The organism is Kosakonia radicincitans DSM 16656 (genome assembly GCF_000280495.2).
In the GTDB taxonomy this organism is placed as follows: domain Bacteria; phylum Pseudomonadota; class Gammaproteobacteria; order Enterobacterales; family Enterobacteriaceae; genus Kosakonia; species Kosakonia radicincitans.
On sequence record NZ_CP018016.1, the window covers coordinates 5,708,907 to 5,728,147 of the forward strand.

The 19,241-nt window shown below is 56.3% G+C and carries 18 protein-coding genes; 13 read left to right on the forward strand and 5 right to left on the reverse strand.

The annotated features are described in order from the left end of the window. Positions 1-119: 119 nt before the first annotated feature. A complete protein-coding gene (gene cpxR / locus Y71_RS27470; protein WP_035889119.1) occupies positions 120-818 on the forward strand; it encodes an envelope stress response regulator transcription factor CpxR in 699 nt (232 codons plus the stop codon). After that, positions 815-2,188, forward strand: a complete 1,374-nt coding sequence (gene cpxA / locus Y71_RS27475) for an envelope stress sensor histidine kinase CpxA (RefSeq protein WP_007369293.1) — start codon at positions 815-817, stop codon at positions 2,186-2,188. The genes cpxR and cpxA overlap by 4 nt, the downstream gene beginning before the upstream one ends. Before the next feature lie 31 nt (positions 2,189-2,219). Here cpxA and yiiM read toward each other — a convergent pair whose 3' ends face one another. After that, positions 2,220-2,894 carry a 6-hydroxyaminopurine reductase gene (yiiM, locus tag Y71_RS27480; RefSeq protein WP_007369294.1) on the reverse strand — a complete coding sequence of 225 codons (675 nt, stop codon included), beginning with the start codon at positions 2,892-2,894 and terminating at the stop codon, positions 2,220-2,222. A 211-nt stretch (positions 2,895-3,105) separates the two neighbouring features. On the opposite strand from yiiM, the gene Y71_RS27485 reads away from it, so the two are divergent. Further along, positions 3,106-3,948 carry a dihydrodipicolinate synthase family protein gene (locus Y71_RS27485; RefSeq protein WP_007369295.1) on the forward strand — a complete coding sequence of 281 codons (843 nt, stop codon included), beginning with the start codon at positions 3,106-3,108 and terminating at the stop codon, positions 3,946-3,948. A gap of 75 nt (positions 3,949-4,023) precedes the next feature. On the opposite strand, the gene kdgT is transcribed toward Y71_RS27485, so the two are convergent. Both kdgT and sodA read right to left on the reverse strand, forming a co-directional pair. Further along, positions 4,024-5,007 (reverse strand): 2-keto-3-deoxygluconate transporter, encoded by a 984-nt coding sequence (gene kdgT / locus Y71_RS27490; RefSeq protein WP_007369296.1) that lies wholly within the window; start codon positions 5,005-5,007, stop codon positions 4,024-4,026. Between the two features lie 258 nt (positions 5,008-5,265). Further along, the gene (gene sodA, locus Y71_RS27495; protein ID WP_007369297.1) at positions 5,266-5,886 is read right to left on the reverse strand and encodes a superoxide dismutase [Mn]; all 621 of its coding nucleotides are present in this window, start codon (positions 5,884-5,886) and stop codon (positions 5,266-5,268) included. Between the two features lie 289 nt (positions 5,887-6,175). Between sodA and rhaT the strand changes: the two genes are divergently transcribed. After that, the gene (gene rhaT / locus Y71_RS27505) at positions 6,176-7,210 is read left to right on the forward strand and encodes an L-rhamnose/proton symporter RhaT (RefSeq protein WP_007369298.1); all 1,035 of its coding nucleotides are present in this window, start codon (positions 6,176-6,178) and stop codon (positions 7,208-7,210) included. Here the strand turns inward: rhaT and rhaR are convergent, their stop codons facing one another. Beyond that, complete coding sequence (gene rhaR / locus Y71_RS27510; RefSeq protein WP_007369299.1) at positions 7,211-8,059, reverse strand: HTH-type transcriptional activator RhaR; 849 nt, start codon at positions 8,057-8,059, stop codon at positions 7,211-7,213. 73 nt (positions 8,060-8,132) lie between these two features. After that, positions 8,133-8,969, reverse strand: a complete 837-nt coding sequence (rhaS, locus tag Y71_RS27515) for an HTH-type transcriptional activator RhaS (protein WP_007369300.1) — start codon at positions 8,967-8,969, stop codon at positions 8,133-8,135. 299 nt (positions 8,970-9,268) lie between these two features. Here rhaS (Y71_RS27515) and rhaB point away from each other — a divergent pair, with 299 nt between their 5' ends. From rhaB to rhaM, 9 genes are all read left to right on the forward strand, one after another. Continuing rightward, positions 9,269-10,738: a rhamnulokinase gene (rhaB, locus tag Y71_RS27520; RefSeq protein ID WP_007369301.1), complete on the forward strand. Its 1,470-nt coding sequence runs from the start codon at positions 9,269-9,271 to the stop codon at positions 10,736-10,738. Further along, on the forward strand, positions 10,735-11,994 hold the full coding sequence (gene rhaA / locus Y71_RS27525) for an L-rhamnose isomerase (protein WP_007369302.1): 1,260 nt from the start codon (positions 10,735-10,737) through the stop codon (positions 11,992-11,994). The genes rhaB and rhaA overlap by 4 nt, the downstream gene beginning before the upstream one ends. Positions 11,995-12,142: 148 nt before the next feature. Beyond that, complete coding sequence (rhaD, locus tag Y71_RS27530; protein WP_007369303.1) at positions 12,143-12,973, forward strand: rhamnulose-1-phosphate aldolase; 831 nt, start codon at positions 12,143-12,145, stop codon at positions 12,971-12,973. Between the two features lie 124 nt (positions 12,974-13,097). Beyond that, positions 13,098-14,084, forward strand: coding sequence for a rhamnose ABC transporter substrate-binding protein (rhaS, locus tag Y71_RS27535; RefSeq protein ID WP_035941958.1), 987 nt, complete (start codon positions 13,098-13,100; stop codon positions 14,082-14,084). A gap of 51 nt (positions 14,085-14,135) precedes the next feature. Further along, a complete protein-coding gene (locus Y71_RS27540; RefSeq protein WP_007369305.1) occupies positions 14,136-15,647 on the forward strand; it encodes a sugar ABC transporter ATP-binding protein in 1,512 nt (503 codons plus the stop codon). After that, the gene (locus tag Y71_RS27545; protein ID WP_007369306.1) at positions 15,647-16,651 is read left to right on the forward strand and encodes an ABC transporter permease; all 1,005 of its coding nucleotides are present in this window, start codon (positions 15,647-15,649) and stop codon (positions 16,649-16,651) included. Before Y71_RS27540 ends, Y71_RS27545 begins: the two co-directional genes overlap by 1 nt. Beyond that, positions 16,648-17,652, forward strand: a complete 1,005-nt coding sequence (locus Y71_RS27550; protein WP_007369307.1) for an ABC transporter permease — start codon at positions 16,648-16,650, stop codon at positions 17,650-17,652. The genes Y71_RS27545 and Y71_RS27550 overlap by 4 nt, the downstream gene beginning before the upstream one ends. Positions 17,653-17,777: 125 nt before the next feature. Next, complete coding sequence (fucO, locus tag Y71_RS27555; RefSeq protein WP_007369309.1) at positions 17,778-18,926, forward strand: lactaldehyde reductase; 1,149 nt, start codon at positions 17,778-17,780, stop codon at positions 18,924-18,926. Next, a complete protein-coding gene (rhaM, locus tag Y71_RS27560) occupies positions 18,923-19,237 on the forward strand; it encodes an L-rhamnose mutarotase (RefSeq protein ID WP_007369310.1) in 315 nt (104 codons plus the stop codon). Before fucO ends, rhaM begins: the two co-directional genes overlap by 4 nt. Positions 19,238-19,241: the final 4 nt, after the last annotated feature.

Sequence of the window (19,241 nt, forward strand, 5' to 3'; positions counted from 1 at the left end):
TCAACGATAATCAGTCTACGATTCAGGCTGCAAACATGCGTCAGGGGGTGTAAAACAACGTAAAGTCATGGATTAGCGACTCTTGATGACGTAATTTCTGCCTCGGAGGTAGTTAAACAATGAATAAAATCCTTTTAGTAGATGATGACCGAGAGCTTACTTCCTTGTTAAAGGAGCTACTCGACATGGAAGGTTTTAACGTGCTCGTTGCCCATGACGGAGAGCAGGCGCTCGACCTCCTCGACGACAGCATCGACTTGCTTTTACTTGATGTCATGATGCCGAAGAAAAACGGCATTGACACACTTAAAGAGCTACGCCAGACACACCAGACACCGGTAATTATGTTAACTGCGCGCGGCAGCGAGCTCGATCGCGTCCTTGGCCTTGAGCTGGGCGCGGATGACTATCTGCCGAAACCCTTTAACGATCGTGAACTGGTCGCACGTATTCGTGCGATCCTGCGCCGTTCCCACTGGAGCGAGCAACAACAAAGCAGCGACAACGGTTCACCCACGCTGGAAGTGGATGCCCTGAGCCTCAATCCGGGCCGCCAGGAAGCCAGTTTTGATGGGCAATCACTGGAACTTACAGGCACTGAATTCACCCTGCTCTATCTGCTGGCTCAGCATTTAGGCCAGGTGGTTTCACGTGAACATCTGAGCCAGGAAGTGCTGGGTAAACGCCTGACGCCATTCGATCGCGCCATCGACATGCACATCTCCAACCTGCGCCGCAAATTGCCGGATCGCAAAGATGGGCATCCGTGGTTTAAAACCCTGCGTGGTCGCGGTTATCTGATGGTATCCGCTTCATGATAGGAAGTTTGACCGCCCGCATCTTTGCCATTTTCTGGTTAACGCTGGCGCTGGTGCTGATGCTGGTGCTGATGGTGCCGAAGCTGGATTCCCGTCAAATGACGGAGCTTCTGGACAGCGAACAGCGCCAGGGCGTGATGATTGAACAGCATGTTGAAGCGGAGCTGGCAAATGACCCGCCGAACGACCTGATGTGGTGGCGCAGGCTGTTTCGCGCTATCGACAAATGGGCGCCGCCGGGTCAACGCCTGCTGCTGGTCACCAGCGAAGGGCGCGTCATTGGCGCCGAACGCAACGAAATGCAGATTATCCGCAACTTTATAGGCCAGGCGGATAACTCAGACCATCCGCAGAAGAAAAAGTATGGCCGGGTTGAGATGGTAGGGCCGTTCTCCGTTCGCGACGGAGAAGATAACTATCAGCTCTATCTCATCCGTCCTGCCAGCAACTCACAATCTGACTTTATCAATTTGCTGTTTGACCGCCCGTTACTGCTGCTGATCGTCACCATGCTTATCAGTTCGCCGCTGCTGCTGTGGCTGGCGTGGAGCCTGGCGAAACCCGCGCGTAAATTGAAAAATGCGGCGGATGAGGTTGCACAGGGCAACCTGCGACAGCACCCGGAGCTGGAAGCCGGGCCGCAGGAATTCCTTGCCGCCGGGGCCAGTTTTAACCAGATGGTGACCGCGCTGGAACGCATGATGACCGCCCAGCAGCGCCTGCTGTCCGACATCTCCCATGAGTTGCGTACGCCGCTGACGCGTTTACAGCTTGGTACTGCGCTGCTGCGTCGTCGCAGCGGTGAAAGTAAAGAACTGGAACGTATCGAAACGGAAGCTCAGCGGCTGGACAGCATGATCAACGATCTGCTGGTGATGTCGCGCAATCAGCAGAAAAATGCGCTGGTCAGTGAAACCGTGAAAGCCAATCAGATGTGGAATGAAGTGCTGGATAACGCCGCCTTCGAAGCTGAGCAGATGGGCAAATCGTTCACGGTGAATTTCCCGCCAGGTCCGTGGCCGCTGTACGGTAACCCCAGCGCGCTGGAAAGCGCGGTGGAGAATATCGTGCGTAACGCGCTGCGCTATTCGCACAGTAAAATCGAAGTAAGCTTTGCGGTGGATAAAGACGGCATCACCATTAACGTGGACGATGACGGCCCTGGCGTCAGTCCGGAAGATCGGGAACAGATTTTCCGCCCGTTCTACCGCACCGACGAAGCGCGCGATCGTGAATCCGGCGGCACGGGCCTCGGGCTGGCGATTGTCGAAACGGCTATTCAGCAGCATCGCGGCTGGGTGAAAGCGGACGACAGCCCGCTTGGCGGGTTACGCTTAACGCTCTGGCTACCGCTGTACAAACGCGCCTGATAAACGCCCTCTCATCGCAGAGGGCGTTTTTTTATTTTCCCCACAGTCGGCGTGATTGATCCTCAATCTTGCCGTGAGTGCGTCGATTCTGCATAGTGCGCGTCCAGCTTGCCGACAGCCCCGCTGCCGAAAGCAGACGGTGATATTGTTCATCATCAAACGGCTGAAACCACGCAATCGCCGCCGCGTCATACACGCTGACATCGCTGACCCGGGAGAGCAGTTCAAGCGGCGCTTCTGCCGATACTTTCCCCGCAGCAACCACGCGATAAAGCCAGCCGACGCGGCCGCTGGCCTGCATCTGCGCGGAGATGTCGCCAATGCCGAAATGGAAGTTAAGTTTGAAGCAGGGCGAGCGCGGTTGCGTCACCTGAATCAGCGTATCGCCCCAGCGAAAAATATCGCCGATAAACACGTTCTGCTCGGTCAGCCCTTCCGTTGAGAGATTCTCGCCAAACGCTGGCGCGCAAAACAGCGCGGCCTGCTCCGGGAACATCTGCGCCCAGTGAGCATAGTGTTCACGAGGATAGTGGCACAACGCGCGATCGGTGCCGCCGTGGTAACTTTTTTCCGCCTGCTCGTCACCCGCGATGCCCAATTCCGTGAGGATTAGCTCGCCTTCCACCTGCAATTTAGCAATCGCGCTTGGCCGACTGCCGTCATAATCCCTTATTTTTCCAGTAAAAACGTCTACCTGATATTGCATGTTCCCTCCGGCCGCTCGTCGTCATCACGCTATTACATCACATTTGTTTGCTGACCTAACCTGCAAAAATGCGACATTCATGCCGATCCGCACCGGTCGGGCGTGCTATCACTTAACACAGTATTTGAAACGCAATTTCATTAATCAAGGAGGTTACAACGTGATCCGCGAAACATCTTTCTCCGGTGTCTGGTGCCCTTCCATCACGCCAATGAACAACGAAGGGAAACCTGACCTTAGCGCGCTGAGCCAGCATATCGCCCGGCTGGCAGCGGCGAAAATCGATGTGGTCTTGCTGATGGGCAGTATCGGCGAGTTTGCCTCCTTCTCGCTGGAAGAGCGGCTACTGTTGATTCGTGAAGCGCGTGGCATGTCGCCGATAACCATGGTGGCCAACGTCTCTTCAACCTGCTTTAACGACATTCTGTGGATGGCTGATGAAGCCTGGCGTACCGGCTATGACGCGGTCATGGTGCTGCCGCCTTACTATTACGGACAAACGCAAAATCAATTGTTGAGCTACTTCCGCGCCCTGGGCAAAGCGATAAGCGGCAAATGGTTCGCCTATAACTTTCCGGCGCGTACCGGCTGCGATCTGACGCCGGAGCTGGTCGCCACGCTGGCCGCCGAATTCCCGGATTTTGCTGGCATCAAAGAGACTGTCGATTGCCAGTCGCATACCCGTAATATGATTCAGGCCACCGCACAAGTGCGTGAGGATTTTGCCGTGCTGTGCGGCTACGACGAGTACTTTATCCCCACTCTGCTGGCAGGCGGCGCGGGCGTTATTTCCGGGTTGAATAATGTGATGCCAGAACTGTTTGTCCAGGCGCGGGAGGCGTGGCGACAGGGCGATTTGCCGACGTTGCATGCAACCCAGCAGGAAATTGGCAAATTTATGGCGATCTACGCGATTGGCGACGACTTCGTTACCACCATCAAAACAGTGGTTTCACGCAAGTTTGGCTACTGCACGCCCGTATCACGTAACTTTGGCGGCACGCTGAATGAAGCGCAGTGCCAAATTATCGATCGGGTATTTGGAATTCAATAATTGCCGGATAGCGCTACGCTTATCGGGCCTGCAAAACGAACATGCCCGGTAAGCATTTCGCCACCGGGCAAACCGTTATTTCACCGCATTACGCATCACCACTTCCGCCTCTGCCGTTTTCACCTTGCGCGACCAGACGGACGTTAAAATCGGCACCAGAATTGACGTGACAATCACCGAGGTCGCCACCAGCGCAGTTGCGGCTGGCGCCATCGGTTTAAAGTCCGGCACCATTTCGGCGATCAGCACCGGCGTTGCCACTGCCGCGCCCGCAGAACTGGAGGCCGCCAGCCCTGCTGTACCATCACCGCCGCCAATCAGTTTATCGGCGATAATCAGCGGAATACCGGTAATCACAATCACCGCCACCCCCAGCAAAATCCCCAACAAGCCGGTCTGCGCAATCACGCTTAAATCAATCGTGTTACCCAGTGCGAAAGCAAAGAACGGAATCAGGGTTTGCACCGCTTTGCTGAAAAACTCCCGTAATTCCGGGTCCAGATTCCCCAGCGCGAACCCGACCAGGAACGGCAGCACCGCACCAACAAACACGTGCGGCTCGAACGAGGCAATTCCCGCCGTGCCGAGGATAATCATCGTCATCAGCGGGCCGGATTCCAGCGACATCAACACGAACGCACCGGCTTCCTCTTTGGTGCCGTACTGCTGCATGATTGACGCATACAGCCCGCCGTTAGTCATATCCATCGATGCTACCAGCGCCAGCGTCGATAACCCGGCGAAAAAACCCGCCTCCACACCGTGTTCAGGAATCAGCCGTGAGGCCACGGCCGCCACCACCCAGGCAACCGCAATTTTGGTCACCACCAGCGTGCCGGACTTACGCAACACCGTGCCGGTGGCGCTCAGTTTGATGGAAGCGCCCATACAGAAAAACCACACCGCCAGAATCGGCACCGTGCCAGTAATCATGCCGTTAGTGAACGAGCCAAAGTACTTTCCCGCGCCGGGCGCAAAAGTATGGCAGAGAGCGCCGATGAACAAAGGAACCAGCATCATCCCGCCAGGGATTTTTTCGATTGCACGCTTGATTTGCATATCTTCACCTGTCAAAAAACGTCCGATTTTTTGAGCGCCGACCCGCTATGTTTGCGGGACAACAGCAGCGCGGATGAAGAGAGGGTAGACCGGGTTTCGCGGAAGAAAAGTGATCAGACAATCATAACAAAACAATATTTCATTATTTTTAGATCATCGTTCCTGTTAGTTTTTATCTGAAGAAAGGATATAAAAAACCCCCGCAGACTAAGCCTGCCGGGGGTTCTGGCTCACGCTAACGCGCGGGGGAAAGCAAACTTATTTTTTCGCAGCGAAACGAGCCGCTGCTTCGTCCCAGTTCACCACGTTCCAGAACTCTTTGATGTAGTCCGGGCGGCGGTTCTGGAATTTCAGGTAGTAAGCGTGTTCCCACACGTCCAGACCCAGGATCGGGAAACCGGACGCGCCAGAGATCGCTTCACCCATCAGCGGGGAATCCTGGTTAGCAGTAGAAACCACAGCCAGTTTGTCGCCTTTCAGCACCAGCCAAGCCCAACCGGAACCAAAACGCGTGGCGGCTGCTTTTTCGAATTCAGCTTTGAAGTTGTCTACGGAACCGAAATCACGCTCGATAGCCGCTTTCAGATCGCCCTGCAGGGTGGTGCCTTTTTTCAGGCCTTTCCAGAACAGGCTGTGGTTAGCGTGACCGCCTGCGTTGTTACGCAGAACGGTTTTTTTGTCTGCCGGCAGTTGATCCAGCTTGGTGATCAGTTCTTCAGCTGACAGGCTGGCGAACTCCGGCAGGCTTTCCAGCGCGGCATTCGCGTTATTTACGTAAGTCTGGTGATGTTTAGTGTGATGGATTTCCATCGTCTGCTTGTCGAAATGAGGCTCAAGGGCATCATACGCGTACGGCAGAGCGGGCAGTGTATAGCTCATTTTCATCTCCATTATTGTCTGGCGGCATATATGTTAATGCCGCGTAAGCAGTCGGATCATTATAGTTAATTAAATGATATTGAAAATGTTTATCAATGCCGTAGTTTTAATAAGGTTATAACTTTTGGTTATGTTATTGAAATTGTGAAGCTGCTCACCTCCATCACGCGCTCATTGCCAGTTCGCCATCTATCGCGGCAAACGCCTCAAGGTTAATCTCCTGACTGATTTTTACACTCCTCAGGTCGGCTGCTCGTATTCCGACGATAAAAACAAAGAGGATGAGAAAATGAGTAACGCGATTACGATGGGTATTCTTTGGCATTTGATAGGTGCGGCCAGTGCAGCCTGTTTCTATGCCCCGTTCAAGAAGGTTAAAAATTGGTCCTGGGAGACCATGTGGTCAATCGGCGGCATCGTCTCCTGGTTGATTCTCCCCTGGACCATCAGCGCGCTGTTACTGCCTGATTTTTGGGCCTATTACAGCTCGTTCAGCGCTTCCACCCTGCTACCGGTCTTTCTCTTCGGCGCAATGTGGGGCATCGGTAACATCAACTACGGCCTCACCATGCGCTACCTCGGCATGTCGATGGGCATTGGCATCGCTATCGGCATTACGCTGATTGTCGGTACGCTTATGACGCCAATTATCAACGGTAATTTTGACGTTCTGATCAACACCGATGGCGGTCGAATGACGCTGCTTGGCGTGCTGGTTGCACTTATAGGCGTCGGGATTGTGACCCGCGCAGGCCAGCTGAAAGAGCGCAAAATGGGCATTAAAGCCGAAGAGTTCAACCTGAAAAAGGGGCTGACGCTGGCGGTGATGTGCGGCGTATTCTCCGCCGGAATGTCCTTTGCCATGAACGCCGCCAAACCGATGCACGAAGCCGCTGCGGCGCTGGGCATCGATCCGCTCTACACCGCCTTGCCAAGTTATGTGGTGATCATGGGCGGCGGCGCGCTGATTAACCTCGGCTTCTGCTTCATTCGGCTGGCAAAACTGAAAAACTTGTCGATAAAAGCCGACTTCTCGCTGGCAAAACCGCTGATCATCAGCAATATTCTGCTTTCGGCGCTGGGCGGTTTGATGTGGTATCTGCAATTCTTCTTCTACGCCTGGGGCCATGCCCGCATTCCGGCGCAGTACGACTACATCAGTTGGATGCTACACATGAGCTTCTACGTGCTGTGCGGCGGCATTGTCGGGCTGATCCTGAAAGAGTGGAAGAACGCGGGTCGCCAGCCGGTGAGCGTGCTGAGCCTTGGTTGCGTGGTGATCATTGTTGCCGCCAATATCGTCGGCCTCGGCATGGCGAACTAATCAGGCAGCAACCCGGCTACGATGACGCCACTGACCTGGCGTCATCCCCACTTCGCGGCTAAACACCACCGAAAAATAGTTACTGTCCTCAAACCCGCACTGCATGGCGATTTCGCCGATCATCTGCTCGGAATGCTGAAGCAAATACTGCGCATGGCAGATGCGCAACTGGCGCAGATAGTGGTTGATGGTCATCCCGGTCTGGGTGCGGAATTGCTGGCGCAGCGCGCGCTCGCTGCACTGCTCCTGCTCGCAAAACTGCTCCAGCGCAAAGCTGCGATTCAGGCTGCCGGAGAGCGCGGTAATCAGCTTATCGAGCAGCGTCTCACTGTGCGTCGCCGCCAGGTTATCGGCAGCAAAACGGTGGCGTTTGAGCGTCATCACCAGTTGGGCAAACAGCGTTTCTGCCATGATATTGGCCAGCGGATCGGCTTTGGCGCTCTCATGCTCCAGTTGCGCAATCACCTGCCGTGCCTGCGCCATACCGGTGCTGCCAAGCCGCCAGTGCGGCGTTCTTGTCGTGCCGTTAAGTCCGGGAATATGCGCCGCCCAGTCGAGGTTAAGCGTCAATCGATCCGGGCAGTAGATGATATTTTGCAACACCAGATCGTTAACTGAAGCGTAAGAGTGGCAATCTTCGGCGCGGATATAAAACAGGTCGCCGCGCGTAATGCGGTAAGGACGGTCATTCAGCACATGCAGGCCGTTGCCGCGCCACACCATCACCAGTTCGCAAAATTCATGGGTGTGTTCAGCAAAGACATTTTGCGGATAGCGATCGGCCACCGCTACCGCTTGTCCGGCACGGGGAAAGAAATCCGCTTTGCGAAGAATCAGTTGGCCTGCCACACACTCACCTCTGCCTTGAACAACCTGAAATTATTAGCGGATCTTCGGCGACAAATCGGTGACAGCCTTCGCGTTACTGAAGCTGCGTATCGCGCCCCTGGCGGATATCGCGGGGCGACCAGTTGAATTCCCGGCGAAACAGGGTTGAGAAGTGATTGCTGTCGCCAAATCCGCAACGGAAAGCGATATCGGTGACGCTCTCGTCGCTGTGGCGCAACATGTGCCGCGCTTTGGTCAGCCTTAACCGGTTGAGATAGCGCTGCGGCGTCAGGCCCGTTGAATGCTTCAACTGGCGATGCAGCGTGCGCAAAGAGAGCGTGAACTGGTCGGCCAGCGTTTCCCAACAGACATCCTCGGCGAAGTGATCTTCCAGCCACAACATCAGTTGATTGAGGCGGGCATCGCTGCTGACAGCGCCCTCCTGCTGGCTCCCTTTACGCAGCATCACCAGCAGTTGCATAAACAGGATCTCGCGGTTCGCAATACCGTGGGTATCCATTTCGGGATCCATTTTTTCCATCTGCCCGATGATCTCCCGTACCTGCGCCAGCGTCTGCTGGCTCACCCGCCAGTGCGATGGATAGTGACCATCCTGCTCCTGCGGCAGTAACTGGTTCAAACCGGCAAGAAACTGGAAAGCCTCCGGCGAACGGTACAGCACATTGGTCAGGCACAGGTTATCGGTATGCTCATATAAGTGCCGATCATGGTCGCGGACAAAACAGACGGTGCCGCCGCTGATAGTGAAAGGCTGACCATTAAAAACGTGGATCCCGGTGCCGTGTTCAACGATCACAATTTCATGAAAATCATGATGATGCTCAGGGAAAGCCGCCTGCGGAAGCCGGGGTTCAATGGCAACAGGTGATTGACCTGCCGGGAAAAAATCCACGCTATGAAGTACGGTCATGATTGCCCCAATAATGAGAAACTTTCTCAAAATAGTAATTAAGGGTTATCAACCTCACCTTAAATTTTCGACAGCTTTTCGCGCATAGCCTGCCGTTTTTTCAAGAAACGACCGGAAAGATCGGGAAATGTGGCAACGGTCACAATGGCTTAAATCCCCGTCATTACTGGAAACTGTGAACTTTCTCACGTTCACCTTTGCTTTCTTGCCAGCGGCAATTGGCGGCTGTCAGTAGCAAGAAGGTACGCCTTACCCCTCTTTTTTAGACTGTCTGCAATGACTCTAAGAAGGACCCAATCATGACTTTTCGCCACTGTGTCGCAGTTGATTTAGGCGCCTCAAGCGGACGCGTCATGCTGGCGCGTTATGACAGCCAGCAGCGCATCCTTTCGCTTCGCGAAATCCACCGTTTTAGTAACTGTCTGCAAAAAGTGGACGGCTTTGATTGCTGGGATATCGACAGCCTGGAAAGCGAAATTCGCCTCGGCCTACTGAAGGTTTGCGAAGAAGGCATTCAGCCCGACAGCATCGGCATCGATACCTGGGGCGTCGATTACATTCTGATTAACCGCGACGGCCAGCGCGTCGGTCTGCCGATTGCTTACCGCGACGATCGCACCGATGGCGTGATGCAGCGTGCGATGCAGAATCCCGGCAAAGCCGATATTTATCGCCGCAGCGGCATCCAGTTTTTACCCTTCAACACGCTGTATCAGTTACGCGCGCTGACGGAACAACAGCCGGAGCTGATTGACCAGGTCGCGCATGCGCTGCTGATCCCTGATTACTTTAGCTACCGTCTGACCGGCCAATTGAACTGGGAATACACCAATGCCACCACCACGCAACTGGTCAATATCAACACCGATAACTGGGACGATACGCTGCTGGCGTGGGCGGGCGTTCCGGCCAGTTGGTTTGGCACGGCCACACATCCCGGCAATGTGATTGGTCACTGGATCTGCCCGCAGGGCAACGCGATTCCGGTGGTCGCCGTCGCCAGCCACGATACCGCCAGCGCGGTGATCGCCTCGCCGCTGGCGGATAAAGACGCAGCCTATTTGTCCTCCGGTACCTGGTCGTTAATGGGTTTTGAGAGCAAAACCCCTTACACCAGTGATGATGCGCTGGCGGCAAATATCACCAATGAAGGCGGCGCGGAAGGGCGCTACCGCGTGCTGAAAAACATTATGGGGTTGTGGCTGCTGCAACGGGTGCTGAGAGAACAACAGATAAGCGATCTGCCCGCGCTGATTGCCGTCACCGAACAGCTTGCGCCCTGCCGCTTTGTTATCAACCCAAACGACGATCGTTTTATTAACCCGCAGAACATGAGCGCCGAGCTTCAGGCCGCCTGCCGGGAAGCGGGCCAGCCTGTGCCGCAAAACGCTGCCGAACTGGCGCGCTGCATCTTCGACAGTCTCGCCCTGCTGTATGCCGACATCCTTGCCGAGCTAGCCTTTCTGCGCGGTAAGCCCTTCAGCCGCCTGCATATCGTCGGAGGCGGTTGCCAGAACCAGCTACTGAATCAGCTCTGCGCCGATGCCTGCGGGCTGCCGGTGGTGGCCGGTCCGGTGGAAGCCTCCACGCTCGGCAACATCGGCATTCAGCTTATGACGCTGGATGAACTGAGCAACGTCGATGATTTCCGTCAGGTGGTGGCGAGCAACCACAACCTGATCACTTTTACCCCTAATCCTGACCATGAAATCGCCCGTTACGTCGCGCGCTTTCAGCAAAAACGACAGACAAAGGAGCTTTGCGCATGACCACTCAACTTGAACACGCCTGGGAAATTGCCAAACAGCGCTTCGCCGCTGTGGGGATTGATGCCGAGGAGGCGCTGCGCCAGCTCGATCGCCTGCCGGTTTCCATGCACTGCTGGCAGGGCGATGACGTCGCCGGTTTCGAAAACCCGCAAGGCAGCCTGACGGGCGGCATTCAGGCCACCGGCAACTATCCGGGCAAAGCGCGCAATGCCAGCGAACTGCGCACCGATCTGGAGCAGGCGCTGAGCCTGATCCCCGGCCCGAAACGCCTTAACCTGCACGCCATTTACCTCGAAGCCGACGGCCCGGTTGGTCGCGATGAGATCAAACCGGAACACTTCACGAATTGGGTACAGTGGGCGAAAGCGAACAAACTGGGGCTGGATTTTAACCCTTCCTGCTTCTCGCACCCGCTAAGCGCCGACGGTTTTACCCTCTCCCACGCTGACGATGAGATCCGCCAGTTCTGGATTGACCACGTCAAAGCCAGCCGCCGCGTGTCGGCCTGGTTCGGCGAACAACTCGGCACACCGTCGGTAATGAATATCTGGATCCCGGACGGCATGAAAGATGTCACCGTTGACCGCCTGGCGCCGCGCCAGCGCCTGCTCAATGCGCTGGACGAAGCGCTCAGCGAAAAACTCAACCCGGCGCACCATATCGACGCCGTCGAAAGCAAGCTGTTCGGTATTGGCGCAGAGAGCTACACCGTTGGCTCCAACGAGTTTTACATGGGCTATGCCACCAGCCGCCAGACCGCGCTGTGCCTCGATGCAGGTCACTTCCACCCGACAGAGGTGATCTCCGACAAAATCTCCGCCGCCATGCTTTATGTGCCGCGCCTGCTGCTGCACGTCAGCCGTCCGGTGCGCTGGGACAGCGATCACGTAGTGCTGCTGGATGACGAAACCCAGGCCATCGCCAGCGAGATCGTGCGCCACCAGTTGTTTGACCGCGTGCACATCGGTCTCGACTTCTTCGACGCCTCGATCAACCGCATCGCCGCGTGGGTCATCGGCACCCGCAACATGAAAAAAGCCCTGCTGCGCGCGCTGCTGGAGCCAGTTGAAACGCTGCGCAAACTGGAAGCCGACGGCGATTACACCGCCCGCCTGGCGCTGCTGGAAGAGCAGAAATCCCTACCATGGCAGGCCGTATGGGAGATGTATTGCCAGCGCCATGACACGCCAGCCAGCAGCCAGTGGCTGGACAGCGTGCGGGCATATGAAAAAGAGATTTTGAGTACACGTCGTTAACCGGAAGCCAGGGTGCGGGCCGGATAAGCGCAGCGCCATCCGGCAAGCAACGTTATTAAGAAAAAATGCCGGATGGCGAGGCCATCGCAGCTTATCCGGCCTACGTGAGACCCGAGAGATGTCGGGCATTAAACAGGACAGAAAGACTATGCAGACCATTATTAATTCCTGGTTCGTCCAGGGAATGATCAAAGCCACCTCCGATGCCTGGCTGAAGGGCTGGGACGAACGTAACGGCGGCAACCTGACGCTGCGCCTGGATGATGCGGATATCGCGCCGTATGAAGCCGATTTTCACCAGAAACCGCGCTATATCGCGCTCAGCCAGCCGATGCCGCTGCTGGCGAACACGCCGTTTATCGTCACCGGCTCCGGCAAATTCTTCCGCAACGTGCAGCTCGATCCGGCCGCGAACTTAGGCGTGGTGAAAGTGGACAGCGATGGCGCGGGCTACCACATTCTGTGGGGATTGACGTCTGAAGCGGTACCGACCTCGGAACTGCCCGCTCACTTCCTGTCTCACTGCCAGCGCATCCAGCTCACCGGCGGAAAAGATCGCGTGATCATGCACTGCCACGCCACCAACCTGATAGCGCTCACTTATGTGCTGGAAAACACGTCCGATCTGATGACCCGCAAACTGTGGGAAGGCAGCACCGAATGCCTGGTGGTGTTCCCGGATGGCGTCGGTATTCTGCCGTGGATGGTGCCCGGCACCGATGAAATCGGCCAGGCGACCGCCGAAGAAATGCAGAAACATTCGCTGGTGCTGTGGCCATTCCACGGCGTTTTCGGCAGCGGCCCGACGCTCGACGAAACCTTTGGCCTGATTGACACCGCCGAGAAGTCGGCGGAGGTGCTGGTGAAAATCTATTCCATGGGCGGAATGAAGCAAACCATTAGTCAGCAAGAACTGATTGCGCTGGGCAAACGCTTTGGCGTTACTCCGCTGCAATCGGCACTGGATTTGTACAAATAACAACATCGCGCCCCGCACAAAGACGGGGCGAACTCTGTCACCTGCAAAACAACTCTTCCCTGAAGATTTCGCGGTGCGCTGCAACGCGAAAGACGACGGGAATCTAACTCGTGGAGTAAAAGCAATGAAAACAAAAGCTAGCTTGATCCTCACCGTGGCCCTCATGGCGTTGTCCGGTTCCGCTGTCGCTGAAGTAAAAATCGCCCTCGTGGCGAAATCTTTAGGCAATGGCTTTTTTGAAGCAGCAAACACCGGCGCGCAGGAGGCGGCCAAAGAGTTAGGCGATGTCAAAGTGATCTATACCGGCCCGACCACCACCACGGCTGAAGCGCAGATCGAAGTGCTGAATGGCTTGATCGCCCAGGGGGTGGATGCGATCGCCATTTCAGCCAATGATCCGGACGCCGTGGTGCCAGTGCTGAAAAAAGCGATGCAGCGCGGCATCAAAGTGGTTTCATGGGATTCCGGCGTGGCGAAAGCGGGCTGCCAGATCCACCTGAATCCTTCCAATAATGCGCTGATCGGCGAAACCAATGTCAAACTCGCCGCCGATGCGCTGAAAGCGCTGAATGTGGATAAAGGCGACGTTGCCATCCTCAGCGCCACACCGACCTCCACTAACCAGAACATCTGGATTGCGGAGATGAAAAAAGTGCTGCCGAAATACCCGTCCGTCAATCTGGTGACCGTCGCCTATGGCGATGACTTATCGGATAAAAGTTACCGCGAAGCGGTCGGTTTGCTGAAGTCATACCCCGATCTGAAAGTGATCGTATCGCCGTCGTCAGTCGGCATTGTCGCCGCGGCGCAGGCGGTAAAAGACCAGGGCAAGATCGGCAAAGTGTATGTCACTGGTCTGGGCCTGCCGTCTGAAATGGCAGGTGCGATTAAATCCGGCGCCAGCAAAAGTTTCGCCATCTGGAACCCGATCGATCTCGGTTATGCCGCCACATATCTGGCGGATGATTTAGTGAAAGGCACGGCGACCAAAGAGGAGGCCAGCATGGGCAAACTGGGCAAAGTGAAGCTCGATGCTGACGGCAGCGGCGCGATGGCTGAGCCGTTTGTCTACGATGCCAGCAACATTGATAAGTTCTCGAAGATTTTCTGATCCCTTACCTGCCCTTTCCCGGCGGGAGAGGGCAAAAACTGGAGAACGATCATGACGGCATCCACCCCTCTGCTGTCGCTTAAGGGCATCACCAAGGTTTTCCCCGGTGTGCGTGCTCTTGAGAATGTGCAGCTTGATCTCTGGCCCGGCAAAGTCACCGCGTTGATCGGTGAAAACGGCGCAGGGAAATCGACGCTGGTCAAAGTGATGACCGGCATTTATCAACCGGACGAAGGTAAAATCCTCTATAAAGCGATCCCTATTGCGCTGCCGACGCCGGAATCCGCCCATAAAGTGGGGATCACCGCTATCCATCAGGAGACGGTTCTGTTTGATGAGCTGTCGGTGACCGAGAACATTTTTGTCGGCCAGTATCTTTATAAAGGACTGCTGAAAAAACTCGACTGGCCCGCCATGCACCAGCAGGCGCGGGATATTCTTGCCCGGCTGGAAGTGCAAATCGATCCGCGCGCCACGCTGAAAACCCTGAGCATCGCCCAGCGCCATATGGTGGCGATTGCCCGCGCACTCTCTTTTGACGCGCAGGTAGTGATTCTGGATGAGCCCACGGCCGCGCTTTCGCAGCATGAGATCCTGGAGTTTTACCAAATCGTCGAACGCCTGAAACAGGAAGGTAAAGCGATCCTGTTTATCTCGCACAAGTTCGATGAAATCTTTGAACTGGCCGATCACTACACCATTTTGCGCGACGGCGTTTATGTTGATTCCGGCGCGATAAAGGCGATCACCGAAGAGCGCATGGTGGCGATGATGGTTGGCCGCACCCTCAATCAGAGCTGGCCGAAAGTGGCCTGCGAACTGGGCGAAACGGTGCTGGAAGTGCGCGATCTGTGTCATCCCACCGAGTTTGCCCATATCAACTTTTCCCTGCGAAAAGGCGAGATCCTCGGCTTTTACGGCCTGGTTGGCGCCGGGCGCACCGAACTGATGCAGGCGCTTTCCGGCGTTTCACGCCCCTCGTCCGGCGAGATCATCCTCAACGGCAAATCCGTGCAGTTCCGCCAGCCAGCGGATGCCATTCAGGCCGGTATTGTCTGCGTGCCGGAAGAGCGGCAAAAGCAGGGGGCGATTATCGAGCTGTCGATTGCGCAGAACATCAGCCTGCCGCAGCTTAGCAAGCTGAACCGCAACGGCGTACTGAATGAGGCGAAAGAGTGGGCGCTGGCCGATGAGTACGCGCGACGTTTGCAGGTGAAAGCCTTTAGCTGGAGACAGGCAGTAGAAACGCTCTCCGGCGGCAATCAGCAAAAAGTGGTGATCGGTAAATGGCTCGCCACGCATCCGGAGGTGATCATCCTCGACGAACCGACCAAAGGAATCGATATCGGCTCAAAAGCGGCGGTGCACCAGTTTATGTCGGAACTGGTGGCGCACGGGCTGGCAGTGATTATGGTCTCTTCCGAGTTGCCGGAAGTGATGGGCATGGCCGATCGGGTGATTGTGATGCATGAAGGACTGATGGTGGCGCAGTACAACGCAGGCGACGCCACGGCGGAAACCATTGTCAGCGCGGCCAGCGGCGCCGGGAAGGAGGCAGCATAATGTGGCAACAACTGCTTAAACACCGCGAAGCGCTGCTCGGCGGCGTGATTGTACTGCTGGTACTGAGTATCGGCAGCCGTGTTCCTTCGTTTATCAGCCCCGGCAATCTGGTAGAGATGTTCAACGATACCGCCATTCTGATCATTCTTGCGCTCGGGCAGATGATGGTGCTGCTGACCAAAGGCATCGATCTGTCGATGGCGGCAAACCTCGCGCTGACCGGCATGATTGTCGCACTGATCAACTTCCATCACCCGGCCGTTCCGATCTGGTCGTTGTTGCTGCTGGCCACGCTGCTTGGTCTGCTGATGGGCATGATCAACGGCCTGCTGGTGTGGAGACTGGGAATTCCGGCCATTGTGGTAACGCTCGGCACCATGAGCATCTACCGCGGCATTATCTTCTTACTTTCCGGCGGCGGCTGGGTGAATTCCAATCAGATGGGTGCGGATTTTCTCGGCCTGCCGCGCGCGTCGGTGCTGGGTTTACCGGTGCTGAGCTGGTGCGCTGTCGCCGCGCTACTGCTGGTGGGATATTTCCTGCGTTACAGCCGTACCGGGCGGGCGCTCTACACCGCAGGCGGCAACGCGACGGCAGCGTATTACACCGGAATCAACGCTGGCAAGATGCAGTTTGTCAGTTTCTGCCTCTCCGGCGCGCTGGCGGGCTTTTGCGGCTATTTGTGGATCTCGCGCTTTGCCGTGGCGTATGTCGATGTGGCTAACGGTTTTGAGCTGCAGGTGGTGGCAGCCTGTGTGATTGGCGGCATCAGCACCATGGGCGGCACCGGGCGCGTGCTCGGCTGTCTGTTCGGCGCATTATTCCTCGGGGTGATCAATAACGCGCTGCCGGTCATCGGTATTTCTCCCTTCTGGCAGATGGCTATCTCCGGCACGGTGATTGTCATTGCGGTTCTGCTGAATGAACGCGCCAACAAGCGCAAAGGCCGCTTGATCCTGCGTGATGCGGCGCTGGCACGACAAAAACAGGCGGTGAAATCATGAGCAAAATATTGACCTCCGATGCCGTGAAAAACGCACCAGCCACCTCACCTTTCCTCCAGCGCCTGCTGTGCTGGGAAGGTTTTTTGCTGGCCGTGACCCTGGCGGTATTTGTGGCGAATGCCATCGCGTCACCCTACTTCCTCAATATCTGGAACCTCTCTGACGCGACGTTCAACTTTACCGAAAAAGCGATCATCGTTCTGCCAATGGCAATGCTGATCATCGCCCGCGAGATCGATTTATCCGTCGCCGCCAACATGGCGCTTAGCTCCACGGTAATGGGGTTTTGCGCGCAGGCAGGAATGGATACGCCGCTGCTGGTCGCGGTGGGCCTTGGCGTCGGGCTGCTGTGCGGATTGTTCAACGGCATTCTCGTCACCCGTTTCAATCTGTCATCGATAGTGATCACCATCGGCACCATGAGCCTCTTTCGCGGCATCACTTACATTCTGCTTGGCGATCAGGCGCTGAACCGCTGGCCAGAGAGCTTCGCATGGTTTGGCCAGGGCTACGTCTGGGGCGCTCTGTCATTTGAGTTTGCCCTGTTTATGGTGCTGGCCGCCGCGTTTGCGTTCCTGCTCCACAAAACCAACTTTGGCCGCCGCACCTACGCGATAGGCAACAACCCGACCGGCGCGTGGTATTCCGGCATCAATGTGAAGCGTCACAACCTAATCCTCTTTGCCCTAGTCGGATTGATGGCGGGGCTGGCGTCGGTACTGCTGACATCACGCCTTGGCAGCACGCGTCCGACGCTGGCGCTCGGCTGGGAGCTTTCCGTGGTAACGATGGCCGTGCTGGGGGGCGTCAATATCCTCGGCGGCTCCGGCAGTATGGTCGGCGTCATCATCGCCGCCTTCCTGATGGGGCTGGTGACCTTTGGCCTGAGCCTGCTCAATGTACCGGGCATTGTGATGTCGATTATCGTCGGCGCGATGCTGATTGTGGTGATTTCGCTGCCGATCATTACCCGCCGCGTGATGCAGCGCAGGCGTATGTAATTGCCGGATGGCGGCTGACAAAACCGCGCCGCAGATAAATGCAGGCCCGGTAAGGCAACAAGAATTCCCCCGGCGACATGGAGTATTGCCGCCGGAAAAATCACAGCAAATTAAGGAGAGTCACGATGAGCTTTATGTTAGCCCTACCCAAAATCAGCCTGCATGGCGCAGGCGCAATCGGCGATATGGTCAATCTGGTGGCGAACAAACAGTGGGGTAAAGCGCTGATTGTCACCGATGGACAACTGGTAAAACTGGGCCTGCTGGACAGTCTGTTTACTGCGCTGAAAGCGCACAACATGGCGTACCACCTGTTTGATGACGTGTTCCCGAACCCGACGGAAGAACTGGTGCAAAAAGGGTATGCCGCATACCAGCACACCGCCTGTGATTACATCATCGCTTTCGGCGGCGGCAGCCCGATCGACACCGCCAAAGCGGTGAAAATCCTTACCGCCAACCCGGGGCCGTCCACTGCGTATTCTGGCGTTGGCAAAGTGAAAAACCCCGGCGTGCCGCTGGTCGCGATCAATACCACGGCCGGTACCGCAGCGGAAATGACCAGTAACGCCGTGATCATCGACTCGGCGCGACAAGTCAAAGAGGTGATTATCGACCCCAATATTATCCCCGACATCGCCGTGGACGACGCCAGCGTAATGCTGGAAATCCCCGCATCGGTAACCGCCGCCACCGGGATGGATGCGCTAACGCACGCGGTAGAAGCCTATGTTTCTGTCGGCGCGCATCCATTAACCGACGCCAACGCGCTGGAAGCGATTCGCCTGATCAACCTGTGGCTGCCGAAAGCGGTGGACGACGGGCATAACCTCGAAGCGCGTGAGCAGATGGCTTACGGCCAGTATCTTGCCGGGATGGCCTTTAACAGCGCCGGTCTTGGCCTGGTGCATGCGCTGGCGCATCAACCGGGGGCGACCCACAACCTGCCGCACGGCGTGTGCAACGCTATTCTGCTGCCGATCATCGAAAACTTTAACCGCCCGAATGCCGTTTCCCGTTTTGCCCGCGTTGCGCAGGCGATGGGCGTTGATACCAAAGGGATGAGCGATGAAGCCGCCAGTATGGAGGCGATCAACGCTATTCGCCGCCTCAGCGTACGCGTGGGCATTCCTTCCGGTTTTAGCAAACTGGGCGTGACCAAAGCGGATATCGAAGGCTGGCTGGATAAAGCGCTGGCCGATCCCTGCGCCCCGTGCAACCCGCGTACCGCCAGCCGCGATGAAGTCCGCGAGCTGTATCTGGAGGCGTTATGATCCGTAAAGCCTTTGTGATGCAGGTCAATCCTGAGGCCCATGAAGAGTATGAACGTCGCCATAATCCCATCTGGCCGGAGCTGGAAGCGGCGCTGAAAGAGGGTGGCGCGCACCATTACGCGATTTATCTCGATAAAGCGCGCCATCTGCTGTTCGCCACCGTGGAAATTGAGTCTGAAGAGCGCTGGAATGCGGTCGCCAGCACCGAAGTTTGCCAGCGCTGGTGGAAATATATGCGCGACGTAATGCCCGCCAACCCGGATAACAGCCCGGTCAGCGCGGAGCTGAAAGAAGTGTTTTACCTGGCCTGAGCCC